This window comes from Chitinophaga sp. CC14 (assembly GCF_048957795.1).
Lineage (GTDB): Bacteria > Bacteroidota > Bacteroidia > Chitinophagales > Chitinophagaceae > Chitinophaga > Chitinophaga ginsengisegetis.
Map to the genome: position 1 here is coordinate 1,402,791 of NZ_JARBFY010000005.1, position 16,271 is coordinate 1,419,061.

Here is a 16,271-nt window from a genome sequence, read left to right on the forward strand (position 1 = left end):
GAATAGCTGGATTTTTGTAGCTCAATTCAATCAGCTATGCGTATTATATCATTAGAAGAACACATTGCCTTGCCTGAGTTTGCCCATGAGATACAGCAATGGCCGTTGCCTAAGCAGGCAGTGGAGCAACTCGCCGACATCAGTAACACCCGCTTAAAATCAATGGACGATAACGGTATTGACATGCAGGTACTGTCTGTAGTAGGCAGGGGCGCAGAAAGTTTACCAACACGGGAAGCGCTGAGCTTTGCCGCCAGGTACAATAATATCCTTGCCGCAAGAATTGCCGCCCACCCTACCCGGTTTAAAGCATTCGCACATCTGCCTATGTCTTCCCCGGAGGCGGCGGCAAACGAGCTGGAAAGAGCAAAAGAGGAACATCACTTCTGCGGCGCTCTGATAAATGGGCTAACAAATGGTAAATTCCTGGACCTTCCGGAATTCAGGCCATTGCTGCAAAGAGCGGAACAATTGCAAATGCCTCTCTACCTGCATCCCGGCATGCCGCCTGAAACGGTGGCCGAAGCCTATTACAACGACCTGCCGGGATCAACAGGGGTTATGCTTGCATGCGGCGGCTGGGGATGGCACGCTGAAACAGCCCTGCAGGTACTGCGTTTGATTATCACCGGAACATTAGACCGGTATCCCCGGTTAAAGATCATCATTGGGCATATGGGAGAAATGATACCGATGATGATGTCCCGGCTGGATGAAAAATTCAATGTTAGCAGCACAGGTTATCACCAGCGCACCGTCAGTCAAACCCTGCGCGACCAGGTACACATTACCACCAGTGGGATTTTTACGTTACCTCCACTGATGGCTGCACTGGGAACTTTTGGTATCGATAATGTCATGTTTTCCGTAGATTATCCTTTCAGCACAAACGAAGCAGGAAAGCAGCTGCTGGAAAGCATTCCGCTGCCTCCTGAAGAGGTAGCGAAGATAGCCGGCGGAAATGCGGAGAGATTGCTGGGGCTGTAGATTATTCCGCCTGTTTTGGTATCACCATCAGTGAATCGAATCTTTCGGCAATCGCCCTGGGATCAATCCCCCCGGCGAATTCACTGACCAGGAAATGCCGCTCATCGTTTGGTGCGAAACGCCACACATTCGTTCCGTCTTCAAAAATATGGTTATATCCCCGTTCTTCCAGCCTGAAATAAGGCCGGGGGCCTTTAACCGCTACATAAACAGCAATGAGATCAGCGCTGTGATGCCAGTTCCTTTTCCAGCTTTCAAGGAACAGTTTGTACGCATGAGCCATCGGGGTGTGCTTATATTTTTCATTGAAAAAAACTTTCCCGGTAGGCACGCTGTCGGCGAAAGCGCCACCGCCGGTGAAATATATGCGGGTGGGCCATGCTGCAGCAACATGTTGGGTAGAACGCGGATCGGACTTGAAATTCCCCCAGGGTCTCGGGTCCTGGTCTGCGGGGTACCTGCCTCCCATGCATACCAGGTGCTTCACTTTCTTTCTTACCAGGTCAATTCCCTTCAGGCTGCTAAACTGGTCTGCTTCCGTTTCCAGCAGTTTGGAAAGATTGGTCAGGTCGCCCACTGTTACTACTACCACACTTGTATCCGGTTGCGATGCGAGGACCTTCCGGTATAACATGGTCGCTTCGGGCATATCCTCGCCCAATTTGGCATCGGGCTTGAATTCTTCGCAAAGCCGGCGTGCATATTTTGATTTATGGTACACGCCAAACCGCTGCACAGCGCCGATAGGGATATCCGGCCTGCCGTAATAAGTGTTGATCACATCCACTGCTCCCGGCGACCACGGATTGAGACTGGACACCATCACCGCCAGTATTTCCGCCTCCCCGAGATTGGCGAAACCGTGGAGCATCGCCAGGGCGCCCACATCATCCACATCGGAATCCATATCCGTATCGAAAATAATTTTTACGCGCTGCGCTGAAGCGAGGTAGCATAGCAGCAAGCTCAGGACCAACAGTCCAATATGTTTCATTTGTTTCATCTTTTCAAACGTGGCACTTTCTTAAAAACAGACGTGCAACCGGGCATTTAGGACCTATCAGCAAAAAAATATTCAATTCAGTGAAAATGAGCGGCTTTTGTCAGGAATGGATTGTTTAATTATCTTCCATGTTTGAAACAAAACACAATGGTGTCATATCAGCATTAAGCGAATGAATAAAAGAGCGTTGCTTTCTATCTGTCTTCTCCTGGTTTCTATTTCCTGCCTGGCGCAAAACCAGGGAGCCTTTGTGGGGTTTGGTAATCTTCCGGTAAAAACCCCTGACTCGTTATTGCAGCACCTGAGGCAGGCCGGTGATATTAAAGCCAGAATGCTTGCCACACAGTCTTTAACGGCATTCCATGCCGCTCACGGAACAACAGACTCGGTTATCTTTTATTCCCGGCAGATGATCGATGCGGTAAACAATGGTGCGGTGAAGGATCACGACAAGCTTTCCTATCAATCCACACTATATCATACTTTAGCGAAAGCTTATAGCGAACAGGGGTTGCATGATGAAGCGCTGCGCTATTACCTGGAAGGGATCAGGTGTGCAGAAGCGTTGAACGATAATGCGGCTGTTAACGAAAATAAACTGGGCATAGCAAATGTATATTTTGCGCGGAACGAATACAACAAAGCGATTGAAGCATACAACGATCTGCTGAATACCTCCCACGATGAGCAACTGATACATATTGCATATCAGCAACTGGGTATAATTTACCTGGAGAAAAAAGACCTGGCCACGGCGAAAGCGTATACTGAAAAGGCGCTCTTATTTTTCCGGCAGGAACACCAGCTAAAAAACGAGCTTCAGACAAAATTGGCACTGGGCATTATCGCTGAACTTAATCAGCATACGGAAGAAGCATTTTCCATATACAACGAAGTAAAAAATAATGCAGAAGCCCAACAGTTTTTTGATATCTATATTAACGCAGGACAACGACTGGGAGATCTGCTTATTATCAACAAGGAATATGAAGATGCCAAACGCTTACTTTCGCTGGTATATACAAATGCTATCCAGTGGAACGACATGAAAGCACAGCTAAAGGTGTTGAATAGCCTGCGAACCGTGCATGCAGCCACCGGCGACTATGAAAATGCCTATGCCATCATGACGCAGTATATGGGCATCTCCAGGGAAATGTTAAACCTGCAAAATAAAAAAGAGATCAATGAGCTGGAAATAAAATACCAGACTGTCCAGAAAGAAAAAGAGATATTAAATAAAGAAAACGAACTGCAACACCAGAAAACAATAAAATATAGCCTGTTAATTGGATTCCTGGTGATCCTGTTACCCGTTATCGGCCTGTTGTATATGTATTATCAGAAGTTACAGGCGCAAAGCAAGCTGAATGCAACAATGGATGAAATGAATCAGCAAAAAATTGCGGTGCTGTTAAAAGATAAAGAACTGGCGTTGCTGAAAGCTTCTGTAAGCGGACAGGAAAAAGAACGAAAGCGGATAGCGGAAGAATTGCATGACAGCATTGGCGGGAACCTGGCTGCCATTAAGCTTCGCCTGTCGAACCAGGATAGTGTGAATGGATTAAAAGAGGTAATAAAACAGATTGATGACACCTACATCCAGGTGCGTGATCTTTCACATGATCTCATTCCGCAGAAATTCAACAATACAGGATTTACAGAACTGATTGCCGGGTATCTGAGGCAATTTGATGTTCCGGGGAACGCTAAGATATCTTTCCAGGCTTATCCCAGGGAAGAAATAGACCTGATTGGCACTACGCTGAAAGTGGAGATCTATAAGATAATACAGGAACTGATCACCAATACACAAAAGCACAGCCAGGCATCGAAAGTTGAAATACAACTAACGAAGATCGATGGCTTGCTAAAGCTGCTGTTTGAAGACAATGGCAAAGGGTTTTCTGTGGAAACAACCAAACATGGTATTGGGTTCCAGAATATACGGGAGCGGTTAAAATTATTCGATGGGGCGCTTTCTATTGACTCATTCCCATCGAAAGGCACAGTAATAGATATTGAAATATCCTTAAAACCAGAATGGTATGAAGCATAATATTATTCTAGCAGATGATCACAAATTATTCCTGGAAGGTCTTATCAGGCTCATAGAAAAAGAGAGCGACCTGCATGTTCTGTATTATGCACACAATGGCAAACTGGTGATGAACTACCTGGATCAGCATCCGGAGGAGCAGGTAGACCTGGTAATCACGGATATCAGTATGCCGGATGTGGATGGCATAACGCTTAATAATCACATCAAAGAAAAAAGACCGGAAATCAGCACACTGGTGGTAAGCATGCATACGGACAATAACATGATTGATGCCCTTATCCAGCACCAGGTAGATGGCTTTTTATCAAAAAACGCAGATTCCGGCGAATTTCTTAAAGCGATTAAAATGATCCTGAAAGGTGAAAAATACTTTTCAGACGCCGTAAAACAGAGTTACCTCAACAGTGCTTTCTATAAGGAAAAAGAAACCCTTGAAATGCTGACCTCGCGGGAAAAGGATGTACTGAAATTAATTGCAGAAGAATACACCACCCAGGAAATTGCCGATAAACTCTTTTTAAGCAAACACACCATTGAAAGCTACCGCAAAACACTTATCCTCAAATTAAAAGTACGCAACCTGGCAGGACTCACCAGGTATGCCGTTAAGCTGGGACTACTCAGCTAACCCCCTGAAAACAGGGTATTGATTTTCACTGGAAACCATGTTGTTGCCCACAACGTGCAGGTCTACCTTTGTTTCAAATAAAACAGCATGATAGTTTTTTTTGGAATAAGGGAAAAGAAGATCAGCCTGGAGCCTGCGCATCAGCACTCCTGTAATCATTGTTCACAAAGGAAAAGTTTGTACATACAAACGAACTGCGTTTACTTCCATGTGTTCTGGATCCCCGTATTCCCCGTTTATAAAAAAACTTACAGCATTTGCAGCAATTGCCGGCAGGCCCTAACCAGCAACGAAATGCCGCCTGACTTACATGCAAAAGCCGGTGACCTTAAAAAACAGGCAAAGATCCCCTGGTACCTGTTTACCGGTTCCGGCCTGGTAATGCTGTTCATCATTCTTGCAATTTTCATTTCTAATACTAAAAAATAATAACTATGATTTACGGAATCTCATTGATCTTATTGAGCATCATCGCTGTCCCTTCCCTGTTACTGTCAAGAAAGCCCAATGCAAAGGAACTGCTGGAAAAAGTGGAACCATACCAGGGATGGATAGGAATTATTTTCTGCTTCTGGGGAATCTGGGGCATAGTAACCGCCGTACTGCATATGGGCTGGCTTACAGCAGCACCCATCTGGTGGGGAACGTTAGTGGCAGGCAGCCTGGTAGAAGCTTGTTTAGGTTTTTTACTTGGATATCCGCTCATCACCAAATTATTCCTTTCCAAAAGTGAAAAAGCTATGGAAAAGGCAGTACAGATCAGGGCGAAAATTGCTCCAAAACAAGGGAAACTCGGAATACTGGGTATTATCGTAGGCGCATGGATGATCGCAGCATCTTTAATATTTACGATCGCATAAGTATATATTTTCCAGTAAGTCAAAAATAAACCAATGAAAAAAATACTACTGGCTGCAATGATATTGTTTGCAGCATTGAATGGCTACTCCCAGGAAAAGGAAAGCTCCATCGAAGTGAGAGGTATTGCCAAAATAGACCGGGAAGTTGAATCCTACCTGATAGATTTTGCAATAATAGACGAACTGAGAGAAGATGACGGGAAAAAAACTTTTGAAGATATTAAGAACGCATTTTTTGCCCAGGCTAAAGCAGCAGGTTTTGAGGAAAGCCGGTTTAAAGAAGATAAAATGGGTTATCAGACGTTGCAATATTACAGGGAAGGCAGCTTATACACATTTGAAACCCGCTCCAAAGAAGAACTTTTGAAAGTTGCAAAATTGGCAAACGGAGTTGTAGTTAATATAATAAGCACAAGGTCAAAATTTAAACCTGTTAAAGACAGTAAAAAACTGTATGAGACCGCATTTAGCGACAGCAAAGAAAAGGCCGCCAGCATTGCAAAGGCAATCAATAGAAAACTAGGCGCGGCTATTACGGTGACAGATCTTAGTTCTCCTGAACCAGGATCTGAAGAAAACCTCACTTACAGGCCGGTTACAGATCAATACTACTATCTGTCTGTTAAATTCCTGATAGAGTAGCCGGCCTGTCATTCATTGTTATCCCAAATAACTAAAGCAAACATAAAGAAAGAAGCTACCTCATTATTAACGAGGTAGCTTCTTTTTGCTTACTTATTTAAAGATTCCTGCCATCCTGCTTCGTTAGAATATAAACCGCAACCCCAGCTGCGTTTGCCAGCGGCTTAACAAATCCGGGCTGGCAATGAAGGTTTCTTTCAAGGAAGGATCGAACTGGTAAGTGGGTACTCCATTGGTTACGCCGGTCACAGATATCGGCTGGAAATACCCCGAGTTGCTCGCATACTTCCGGACGCCCCATTTACTGCTGATCAGGTTACCGAGGTTAACTACATCCAGGCTGATTTGCACCGTCCTGATTTTCTCCCCGGTTTTAAAATAAAAGTCCTGTAATACGCGCATATCCACCTGGCTGAACCAGGGGCTTACTCCTGCATATTTTTCGGTATACATCCCCCGCCGGCTTCTCAGGTAATGATCCTGTTCGATGAATGCTTTATACGCAGCTTTCTGTGCTGCGGCATTCTGCACTACACCGTTTACGTCAGTAAGGGGTGCAAACTGCATTAAGTCGATTTCGCTATTCTTTGGGACGTAGAGCAGGTCGTTGCTGGTAGTACCATCGTTGTTGATGTCTCCTCCATAGATATAGGCGAAGCGGTTGCCGCTGCTCCAGTTACCGAAGAGGGAAACGGTGGTGGCATATTTACCTTTTCCGTAGTTGAACTTTTTGCTGGCAGCCACTACGAATCGGTGGGTGTTTCCATAGAGGGAAGGCGTATTCCTGGCCTCGTTTGCGTTATTGAGAATAGGGTTCCGGTCGAATGCGTCGCCGCTGATCTCTGCTGAAATAGAGCTTGCATCGCGCGACACCAGGTAATTATAGGCGCCGTATAAAAACAGGTTGTTGCTGAACGTTTTCTGAACGGTGAAGCTGGTATTGAACTGGTCGCCTGTTTTTGTATTGGTGAAAATATACGCATTCACAGCGCCTTTGTCGGTGTCTTTATAAATGCTTCGTGTATCACCGATGCCGCTGTTCAGTGACCCGGTAGGCGTACCCAGTTTGTAGTTTCTTACCATCATGGCGTTTACATCTTTCGAGTAGGCTACATCCACACTGAAGATAGTTCCCAGTCCGGCCCTGATATCGGCGCCGATGTTGGTACGCCAGATCTGCGGCCATTTAAAATCGCGGTCGGTGGCACAATAAAAACCGGAAGTGGGGTTACCGATCTGGTTACCAATCCAAACAAACGGGAAACGGCCAGTAAAGAGACCGGAACCGCCTCTTAACTGCAGGCTCTTGTCGGCTTTTACGTCCCAGTTGAAACCAATCCTCGGGGATAACAGGGGCTTGGACGAAGGAAGCCTGGTATTATCCAGTTGTTTCCCCTGGCCGTTTGTAACCGGTTCTCCGTGTTCATCAAAGAGGGTCAGGTTATCATTATTAGGAATGGTTGGCGAAGTTTTTTTGCCGTCCGGCGATTGAAAAGAGGAATTCATATAAAGCGGAATGTCCATCCGGAGACCGAAGGTAACGCGCAGGTTATCGGACGCTTTCCATTCATCCTGCAAATAGGCTGATAGCTGTGCCACAGTGATGTAATACCAGTTCCATTTATCGGCGGCGCCTGCGGCTCTTGCGGCCGCTACATCAACATCCAGGGGATATGCGCCAAAAACATATTTGCCGCTCACCGGAACGCTGTCTTTGAAAACCTGGATATCCGCATCACTGAAAAGGGTGGCGCCATAACCGGTGAGGTTGAACGAGTTTCCGAATTTAAAGGACTCATAAGATCCTCCAACAGTAATAGTATGTTTTGGAAGAATGATATTGAAATTATCTGTTACCTGGAAAGCATCCTGGTTCAGCCGGTTGTTGATGGAAAACGGTTCATGCCCGGCTACGATGTACATGGTACCATACTTGGTGATATTCAGTACAGGAAAGGGTTCTGAGAAAGGCGTTCTCTTGTCCTTGAAAGTGGTATACACCGCTCTCAGCTTATTGGCGTAGTGGTTGCCGAAGTTGGACTTCAACTCGGCACCGAACGACTGCAATCTATTCTCGATCTCATAACCGGAATTCCTGAATTGCAAGGTTTGGTAATCGGGGCCACGATCGCGGATGGCGTTGGGATGGGCAGGCTTTTCTTTCGTTGCCTGCAAACCGTTGTAGGTAAAAGCGAGGCTATGATTTTCGTTGATCACCCAATCCAGTTTTGCCAGCCATTTATAATTTTTTTGCTTGAGATTAAAACCTTGCCACGGACCGGTTTCATAATCGAATTTATCCCGCAGGATATCGCTTACGGCTATCAGGTCTGATTCCAGCACGCGGGAAGTATTGTTATTGTTGCCGTTGCTGGCAGTGCGTGCCACATAGCTGCTGGCGGCATCTTCCCGTTGTTCCGTTTCAAAATTGGCGAAATAGTAAAGTTTGTTTTTGACAATGGCGCCTCCTACTGCAAAGCCGGCCTGTAGCTGTGTGAGGTCGGGTACCGCGATTTTGTTGCCGTCCACTTTTTTGCCGGTCATGCCCTGGTTGCGATAAAAACCATAAACGGTACCGCCAAAAGTATTGGTACCTGATTTGGTAACGGTATTAACGCCGGCGCCGGTGAAGCCCGCCTGGGTTACATCATAGGGCGCCAGGTTCACCTGTATCTGGTCAATAGCGTCCAGGGAAATGGGTTGAGCGCCTGTTTGTCCGCCGGGTGTAGGCGCATCCAGGCCAAAGGGATTATTGAATACGGCGCCATCGAGTGAATAGTTGTTATATTGCCCGTTGCGGCCGGCGAAAGAGGTACCGTTGATCGTTGCGGAAGCGGAGGGAGTGAGCCTCGTAAAATCGTCCGCGGAGCGGGAAATGGTTGGCAATTGACGCAATTGCCGTGAACTGATATTGGAAGAGGCGCCTGTACGCTGGTTGTCAAAAATTTTGGAACGGCCGGTAACAGTGATGGCCGACAGGTTTGCAGAGCTGAGTTCCAGTTGTAAGTCCAGCGCTGTGTTTTGCCCCAGTTCAAGGAAAATATTCTCTTCCGATTTTTCTGAATAACCCACGAAAGAAGCGGTCACTTTGTAAGGCCCGCCTACCCGGAGGTTAGGTACCTGGAAGGAGCCATTATTCTGGGTAATAATGACTTTGCTGATGCCCGCTTCCCGGTATTCAATTTTTACGGTGGCGCCGGCCAGTGGTTTGCCTTCCTTACTTTGAATAGTACCACTCAGGGTGGCAGTGGTTACCTGCGCATGGGTTAGTATGCTTATAAACAGGCATAACAGAATAAGGCATCCGGTAAGAACTGGATTTCTCATAGCAGCAGTTGATTTTGGTTGACTATGAATGTATCGTTTTTTCGCAACCTTTTATTAACAAATTTTACACAGGATAGCTATGGGTACTCATCTTAGTAGTAAAATAAAACGTTAGGCAGATGCAGCATACATATATATAATTAACGGGAATTACGCGCTGAATACAGCGTGCTTAAACATTGACTATAGGGTGCTTCATGGTTACTTTGCATACGCTTAGCATATACTTAGTACATGCTTAATACATGGAGATAACCCGGAGGGGACGTGGAGGGGACGTGGACTTGATCACAGAACCCTTTACCACAGGGCTTTACAGACGAAAAAATATCCGGCGTTGTAGACTATACGGCCCTATAAGTGAAACGGGGGTGCTAAAAGTGAGTGAACGGCATTCAATACCTCATTACATAAATGCCGCTCACCTTTTTAAATTATTTAAGGAATAGCAATGGTAAAAAGCCTTTTAATTTCACTCTATTTTCCGGAATTCATATAAAAGAGCGAAAATAAAGCCAATTTTCCAGGGAAATACTATTGCCAGTTAAACACCCGTACAAAATACGGCCGGTATCTGTCTGCACTACCAGGACTGTTGAAGTTGGTAGAAAAATCAGTAGGATTGATATTGTAAGAAATTACCAGCTCCCCTTCCCTGCTTAATGCATGATGCACAAACGAATTATAACTGATGAAACCTACGCTGTATTGATCCGGGATATGGTACAGTGTCCGTTTATTCGTCCACGGTCCTACCGGCGTATTTGATTCAAGAATATAGATATCCAGTCCGAAAATAATCTGCTGCGATACGAGGTAATACTTCCCATTTTTATAGAACACATTCGGCTGGCTGATGTCATTACAAACATTATACTTTACCGGGGTGGTACTCCATCCGGTTCCGTTGTAATATTCCCAGGTTCCCGTCAGATCATGATTAGCGGCGCGTGCTACGTACATAGAGGAGGTGAGAAAACCATTTTCGGTGCTGTACATATACGTATAGCCATCGGGGGCTTTCATGCTGCCGGCGCTGTAGTTACTGAGTACATCTTTATCCTGGATCAACTGGTTCAGCTGCATGGAAGGCAAATCGAAAATGGCGAGATCTGTGCTTACGTGTGCAAAATCCCAGGTGCCGCTGCCGGTTTTCTTAACATGACTTAACAGCATCTGCACTTTATTATTATATACCTGTCCGGCGCCGGGCCAGTACCAGTCCTGGTCTTCAGGAGCAGTGCCATATTTGATCCAGGTTTGACTGGCATTGCCTGAACCGGGGTTAAGCTGAACAAAGCTTTGCAATGAGGTATCCAGTTGCAGGTGTGCAGCGTTGCGGAGCATCACGTTGTTGGTGCGGTTACGGTCGGCGCTTACCTGTCCGAAGAAGCTATCCTGGAATGACCATAAGAGGCGGCCATCCGGCAGTAATACCGAGTAGCAGCCATCGCCGCCGTTCCAGCCCTGGTAGCGCGTGAGATAATCGTTGTAATCAAGATCGCTGTATACCGTTACCGCCGGGTTCCACTTACCATTGTTCTGCAGCAGTTGCAAACGCGGGCCGGTTGTGGCCTGGTTCTTTTTCAGGATGCGCACATACCAGTATTTTTGCTCCCCTGATTCGGAAGTAACCCGGTAAGCATAACGGTTATTGTTGGCAGAAAAATCCACCTTCACGCCCGGCGCCGGCAGTACCGTAGCGTTTTTAGACACCATTACCAAAGGACTGACGGCGCTCAGGTCCGCATCATCTTCTACCCAAACGGTAACGGTAGCAGAATCTGCTCCGTTTACTATCTCTGAAGTACCCACCTGGCCTTCCGGCAGCCGGAAAGAGATGATGGCGCGTTCCTGGCTTTGATAACCACTGAGCGGGTTCTTCACACAGGAAGTGAAAATGCCGCCGGTGATCAATAGCAATAGCATTTTGTTCATAAGATTATTTATTTAAAGCTGATTTGGAGACCCAGGTTTATTACGCGCTGATTGATGTAGGCATCACCAGCGGAATTGCTTGCTACTTCGGGATCCTGCTGGTATTTATCGTAGTTGGTCCATGTAAACAGGTTATACGCACTCAGGTACACACGCGCATTATTCAACCGGCCCGGCAGCCAGCGGCTGGGCAGCTGATAGCCCAGGTCCACCGTTTTCAGCCTTACATAGCGCGCATCTATCAGCCAGAAATCCGACATATATGTACGTGCACTGTTTACCGTAGTAGGGTTACTGGTGAGCCGCGGGAACTGCGCTTTATCAGCGTTTTCCGGCGTCCATCGCTGCTGGTGAATTGGCTGGAACTGGCTCTGGAAAGTTTCAATACCAGTGCCTACAACACTAAAGCTGTATCCGAAAGAACCCTGGAACAGCAGGTTGATGCTGAAGCCTTTGTAGTTGGCGCCAAGCGTAAGACCCAGCACCGTGCTGGCCAGATTGGGTTTACCAATAGGCCCCTGGTCGTTGTTATCAATTATGCCATCGCCGTTAATGTCTTTGTATTTGAGATCGCCCGCCTGGATGGGATATTCGCTAAGTGGTGCAGCAGGTTTATCATGCGTATTGGCCTGGATCTTCTGAACATCTTCCGGTGTGTAGAAACCAATAAAAGTGTACCCGAATGGCTGATCGATGGGTAGTCCTGTTTGCCGCAGCCAGGGATAGGCGGGTTGTGCTTCATCTTTAAACAGTACTTTGTTTTTGAAGTATTGGAATACGAGGCTGGTATTAAAGTTCACCTGGCGGATATTTCCCCGGTAGTTGATCTGCCCGTCGAAGCCCTGGTTGCTGGTTCTGGCCACGTTGGTGGGACTGTAGCCAATGCCTATCATGTTGGGCACAGAGCCTTTGCGTACCAGCTGATCGAAGCGGATATCGTGAAAATAATCTACCGTAAAAGATAGTTTGTCTTTAAAAAGATTTACATCGATCCCTACATCTGCCTTTTTTGCTTTTTCCCAGCTCACGTCCATATTGCCAAGATCGCCTTCATAGATGGAGCCGGATTGCGTATCATTCTCCCCAAAAGAATAACCGCCGCCATTGATATATTCCTGGCGGTACAGGTAACGGTTACCTGAAGTAACGTCGGAGCCTACCACGCCATATGAGCCACGCACTTTCAGGAGACTTACAAAGCTGTTGTTACGTTTAAAGAATGGTTCTTCAGAAATGCTCCAGCCCACGCCCACAGCAGGGAAGAAGCCATTGCGTTTCTTTGCCTGGAACCTGTCGGACCCATTGTAGGCGCCATTAAAATCGAGCAGGTATTTCTGTTTGTAGTTGTAGCCGGCCTTAAAGGAGAAGCCCCTGAAGTTGGCAGGAATATCTGCCTTCGACGTATAGCTTTGCCTGTTATACAGCGCTAATGCGTTAAAGGTATGATCGCCGAAAATACGATTATAGCTGAGGAAAGCCTGTGTATTCACATTCCGGCTGTAGAGGTCTGTATTACCTGTTACCCTGTATTTCTGCAGGCGGTAGTTGCCACGGGGATCGAGCGTGTACGACTGATCCACCGGGTTATAATAATACGACGGCGGTTCTGCTTCGCGGAATAAATTTCTTGCATACTGTTCGATACCGCCGTATGCCACACGGCCTGTGAGCGACAATCCTTTCGTCAGGAAATCGAGCTGCTGTGTGATGTCGTACAGCACATCGAAGTCCGTTCTTTTGGTGCGGCTGTAGCCACCGTTGGCCAGCCGTGCGTTGAGTGTGGGCAACGCATCCTTTGTATCCACGGCATAAGCGTAGCTGCCATTGGGGTTCATTAACGGCGCCGAGTAGGGATGTATTTTTTCAAAGTTGTATACTTCCGATACCACGTTGGCCGACCTCGGCTGGTTAATATCACCGAAACGGGTGGTGAGATTAAGTCGCATGGTTAACGTTTTGGTAGCGCGCATATCGAGATTGGAGCGGAAATTATACCTGCGGAAGAAGTAGTTTGTATTCACTTCGTTTCTTGGATCAGAGAAATCTTTTACCAGTCCGTTTTGTGTGAGGAACCCGCCAGAGATAAAGTATTTCACGGCTTCTGTTCCGCCGGAAATATCTACGTTGGTATTAGCCTGGTAAGCGTGTTTTTTGAATACGGCGTCATACCAATTGATATCCGGGTGACCGTAGGGATCGGCACCGGTTTTGAATAATTCAAGGTCCTGGGCGGTAAACTTCGGCGCCAGTCCATCGTTCTTGTAAGCTTCATTTACCAGCGTAGCAGCGTCATAGGAATTCAAAAACCTGGGCGTTTTTACCGGCGACTGCTGCCCTGATTCCACGCGGAGGTTTACCTGCGGAAGTCCTACTTTACCACGGCGGGTAGCCACCACCAGTACACCGTTGGCGCCTTTGATACCATATATCGCCGTGGTGGAAGCATCTTTCAGGATAGAGATACTTTCAATCTCATTCACGTTGATCTGTTGCAGCTGATCGTAAGAATATTCTATGTCATCTACAATAATCAGTGGTTTATTACCATCGCTGTTAAGCGAGCTAACGCCACGGATAAAAAAATCGGAAGCATCCTTTCCCGGCTGACCGGAACGTTGCTGCGAAACAAATCCCGGCAGCTTCCCCATCAGTGCATTCTGCACGTTGGCCGTAGGTACGTTCCTGATTTCAGCACCGGTAATAGCGCTTACCGCGCCGGTGCTGGTGATACGTTTAGCGGTGTTGAACCCTACCACCACCACTTCATCAATGCCTTGCGTGGAAGACTGCAACACTACATCCACCGCATCGCGGCCGGCTATATCCACTTCCTGGACGGAAAACCCGATCAGTTTTACGATCAATGTATGGGAACTGCCTTTCAGCGCGAGTTTAAACCGGCCATTGGCATCCGCTATCACGCCGTTAGTGGGCACGCCTTTTTCCGAAACAGAAGCGCCGGGCAGTACCCCATTCACATCTTTCACGGTGCCACTTATATTTTTTTGCTGGGCCGTTGCGAAGAATGGTGCAACAACCAGCAGCAGGAGAAACAGTATAATATTTTTCATCTTCAGTCAGTTAAATTTCTTGTAAGGAATATGACTTTACCAGCCCGGATTCTGACGCATGTTATCATTCTTCACCACTTCATCGTATGGAATGGGGTACAGATACATTTTGGGCGCTATAAACACGGGTTTGAATACTGCTGCCACATTGTAGTTAAAGGCTGGTCCATCCTTGATGATGTTCATGCCGTGCAGTGATTTTCCATACACCTGCTGCGCAATTTTCCAGCGGCGGATATCCCAGAAGCGGTGCTCTTCAAAGGCCAGTTCTATCCTTCTTTCGTTGCGCACGATGTTGCGCATTTCATCTGCTGTCATATTTTCTTTAAGCCCGTACATACCGTTGCTGCCGGCTGCGACACCTGCACGTGCGCGCAGGTCTTTCAGCACCTGGTATACTTCTGCGGTGGGGCCGTTAGACTCATTTTCTGCTTCGGCAAAATTGAGCAGTACTTCCGTGTAGCGCAGGATGATCCAGTCGTGGCTGGTGTTGCTGTATTGCGTGGCATTTTCAAAGTTGCCCATGAACTTGCGCATGTAATAAGATGTTTGTGTGCCGGGTTCTGCGCCGCCCGGTCTGTGCTGACCGCCCTGAAATGTTTGCAACTCTGTATTCAGCCAGCGGGCGCCATTGTACAGGATACTCATGGCCAGGCGCGGATCGCGGCGGGCATAGGGATCATTGGAGTTGTAGCCGGATGCAGGATCGGTGATTGGCAACCCGGCATTGGTAGGGAAGGCATCTACCAGTTCCTGCGTGGGATTGGTGCGCCCTCTCGCTACCGCGGCAAAACCTACCGGTCCGTTGGTACTTTCAATTTCCGTAGTGTTTCCCCCCTGGCGGAAGAAGATAACCTCACTGTTGTTTTGGGTGATGAATACGTCTTTGAAATTGGGCACCAACGAAAAAGTTCTTTCATTGATCAGTTCGCGGGCGGCATCTGCAGCCTGTTTCCAGCGGGCTTTATCATAACTGTTGTAACCTGTCAGCGGATTATTGCCCTCAATATTTTGTCCATTGAACAAGGGACTGGCCGCGTATAGCAACACGCGCGCTTTTAAAGCCAGTGCAGCGCCCCTCGTAGCGCGGTGGCTGTTCAGCTCCGGCGCCACAACAGGATTGGGTCGCAGGCTGTCTTTGATAGCATTGCATTCGCTTACAATATAGTTTACACAGTCTGAAAAAGAGCTGCGTGGTATCTGTACATCATCTCCCAATTCTCTTACTTTATCTCCCATCAATGGTATACCACCATAGCGTTTCAGCAGTTCAAAATAAAACAGGGCCCTGATAAAGCGGGCTTCTGCTTTCCATGCGTAGCGGATAGAGGCGCCGTTGGGTAATTTTTCTTTTACGGGCGATACATCGATATTGGATACAAAAAGACTCGCAGCACGAATGGCGGCGTAGCAGTTGTTCCAGGGCGATTCATCCCCGATAGGCGCATAGGAAGTGTACGCGCCTGTTGCGAGCTGCGATACCGCGGAGGTACCCACCAAACCGGAAATAGCATCGTCGGATGCGGCATCGAGCAAATCGCCGCCTACACGGTTGTAGCCACCGGGAAGTTTAGAATAGATGCTGTTGAGAAATTTGTTGGCATAGGTACCCAGTGAATCATCCTGGTCAAATACATACTCGATGGTTACCTTTTCGAGTGGAATAACTTCGTAATCTTTTCTGCAGCTGATGATAACTGTCATACAGCCGGCCAGGAAGATCAATATGCGGAAATGTTTCATGGTGCGTTGT

Annotated in this window: 11 protein-coding genes and 1 pseudogene; 6 read left to right on the forward strand and 6 right to left on the reverse strand. The window is 47.2% G+C overall.

Annotated features, from left to right (window positions below):
* Window positions 1-36: 36 nt before the first annotated feature.
* Window positions 37-987, forward strand: a complete 951-nt coding sequence (locus tag PV783_RS25270; protein ID WP_420990062.1) for an amidohydrolase family protein — start codon at window positions 37-39, stop codon at window positions 985-987.
* 1 nt (window position 988) lies between these two features.
* On the opposite strand, the gene PV783_RS25275 is transcribed toward PV783_RS25270, so the two are convergent.
* The gene (locus PV783_RS25275; protein WP_420990063.1) at window positions 989-1,981 is read right to left on the reverse strand and encodes a nucleoside hydrolase; all 993 of its coding nucleotides are present in this window, start codon (window positions 1,979-1,981) and stop codon (window positions 989-991) included.
* Window positions 1,982-2,162: 181 nt separating this feature from the next.
* On the opposite strand from PV783_RS25275, the gene PV783_RS25280 reads away from it, so the two are divergent.
* From PV783_RS25280 to PV783_RS25290, 3 genes and pseudogenes are all read left to right on the forward strand, one after another.
* The gene (locus PV783_RS25280; protein WP_420990064.1) at window positions 2,163-4,049 is read left to right on the forward strand and encodes a tetratricopeptide repeat-containing sensor histidine kinase; all 1,887 of its coding nucleotides are present in this window, start codon (window positions 2,163-2,165) and stop codon (window positions 4,047-4,049) included.
* Entirely contained in the window at window positions 4,039-4,680 is a 642-nt protein-coding gene (locus PV783_RS25285) for a response regulator (RefSeq protein WP_420990065.1), read from the forward strand. Before PV783_RS25280 ends, PV783_RS25285 begins: the two co-directional genes overlap by 11 nt.
* A gap of 87 nt (window positions 4,681-4,767) precedes the next feature.
* Window positions 4,768-4,914, forward strand: a pseudogene (locus PV783_RS25290) (hypothetical protein); the annotation flags it as partial.
* A 14-nt stretch (window positions 4,915-4,928) separates the two neighbouring features.
* On the opposite strand, the gene PV783_RS25295 reads toward PV783_RS25290, so the two are convergent.
* On the reverse strand, window positions 4,929-5,090 hold the full coding sequence (locus PV783_RS25295; RefSeq protein ID WP_420990665.1) for a hypothetical protein: 162 nt from the start codon (window positions 5,088-5,090) through the stop codon (window positions 4,929-4,931).
* Between the two features lie 24 nt (window positions 5,091-5,114).
* Here PV783_RS25295 and PV783_RS25300 point away from each other — a divergent pair, with 24 nt between their 5' ends.
* Window positions 5,115-5,540, forward strand: a complete 426-nt coding sequence (locus PV783_RS25300) for a hypothetical protein (protein WP_420990066.1) — start codon at window positions 5,115-5,117, stop codon at window positions 5,538-5,540.
* Window positions 5,541-5,573: 33 nt separating this feature from the next.
* On the forward strand, window positions 5,574-6,182 hold the full coding sequence (locus tag PV783_RS25305) for an SIMPL domain-containing protein (RefSeq protein WP_420990067.1): 609 nt from the start codon (window positions 5,574-5,576) through the stop codon (window positions 6,180-6,182).
* 123 nt (window positions 6,183-6,305) lie between these two features.
* Here the strand turns inward: PV783_RS25305 and PV783_RS25310 are convergent, their stop codons facing one another.
* From PV783_RS25310 to PV783_RS25325, 4 genes are all read right to left on the reverse strand, one after another.
* Window positions 6,306-9,509, reverse strand: a complete 3,204-nt coding sequence (locus PV783_RS25310; RefSeq protein WP_420990068.1) for a TonB-dependent receptor — start codon at window positions 9,507-9,509, stop codon at window positions 6,306-6,308.
* A 534-nt stretch (window positions 9,510-10,043) separates the two neighbouring features.
* Entirely contained in the window at window positions 10,044-11,447 is a 1,404-nt protein-coding gene (locus PV783_RS25315) for a DUF5005 domain-containing protein (protein WP_079473158.1), read from the reverse strand.
* A gap of 8 nt (window positions 11,448-11,455) precedes the next feature.
* Window positions 11,456-14,518, reverse strand: a complete 3,063-nt coding sequence (locus PV783_RS25320) for a SusC/RagA family TonB-linked outer membrane protein (protein ID WP_420990069.1) — start codon at window positions 14,516-14,518, stop codon at window positions 11,456-11,458.
* A gap of 36 nt (window positions 14,519-14,554) precedes the next feature.
* Window positions 14,555-16,261, reverse strand: a complete 1,707-nt coding sequence (locus PV783_RS25325) for a RagB/SusD family nutrient uptake outer membrane protein (protein ID WP_420990070.1) — start codon at window positions 16,259-16,261, stop codon at window positions 14,555-14,557.
* Window positions 16,262-16,271: the final 10 nt, after the last annotated feature.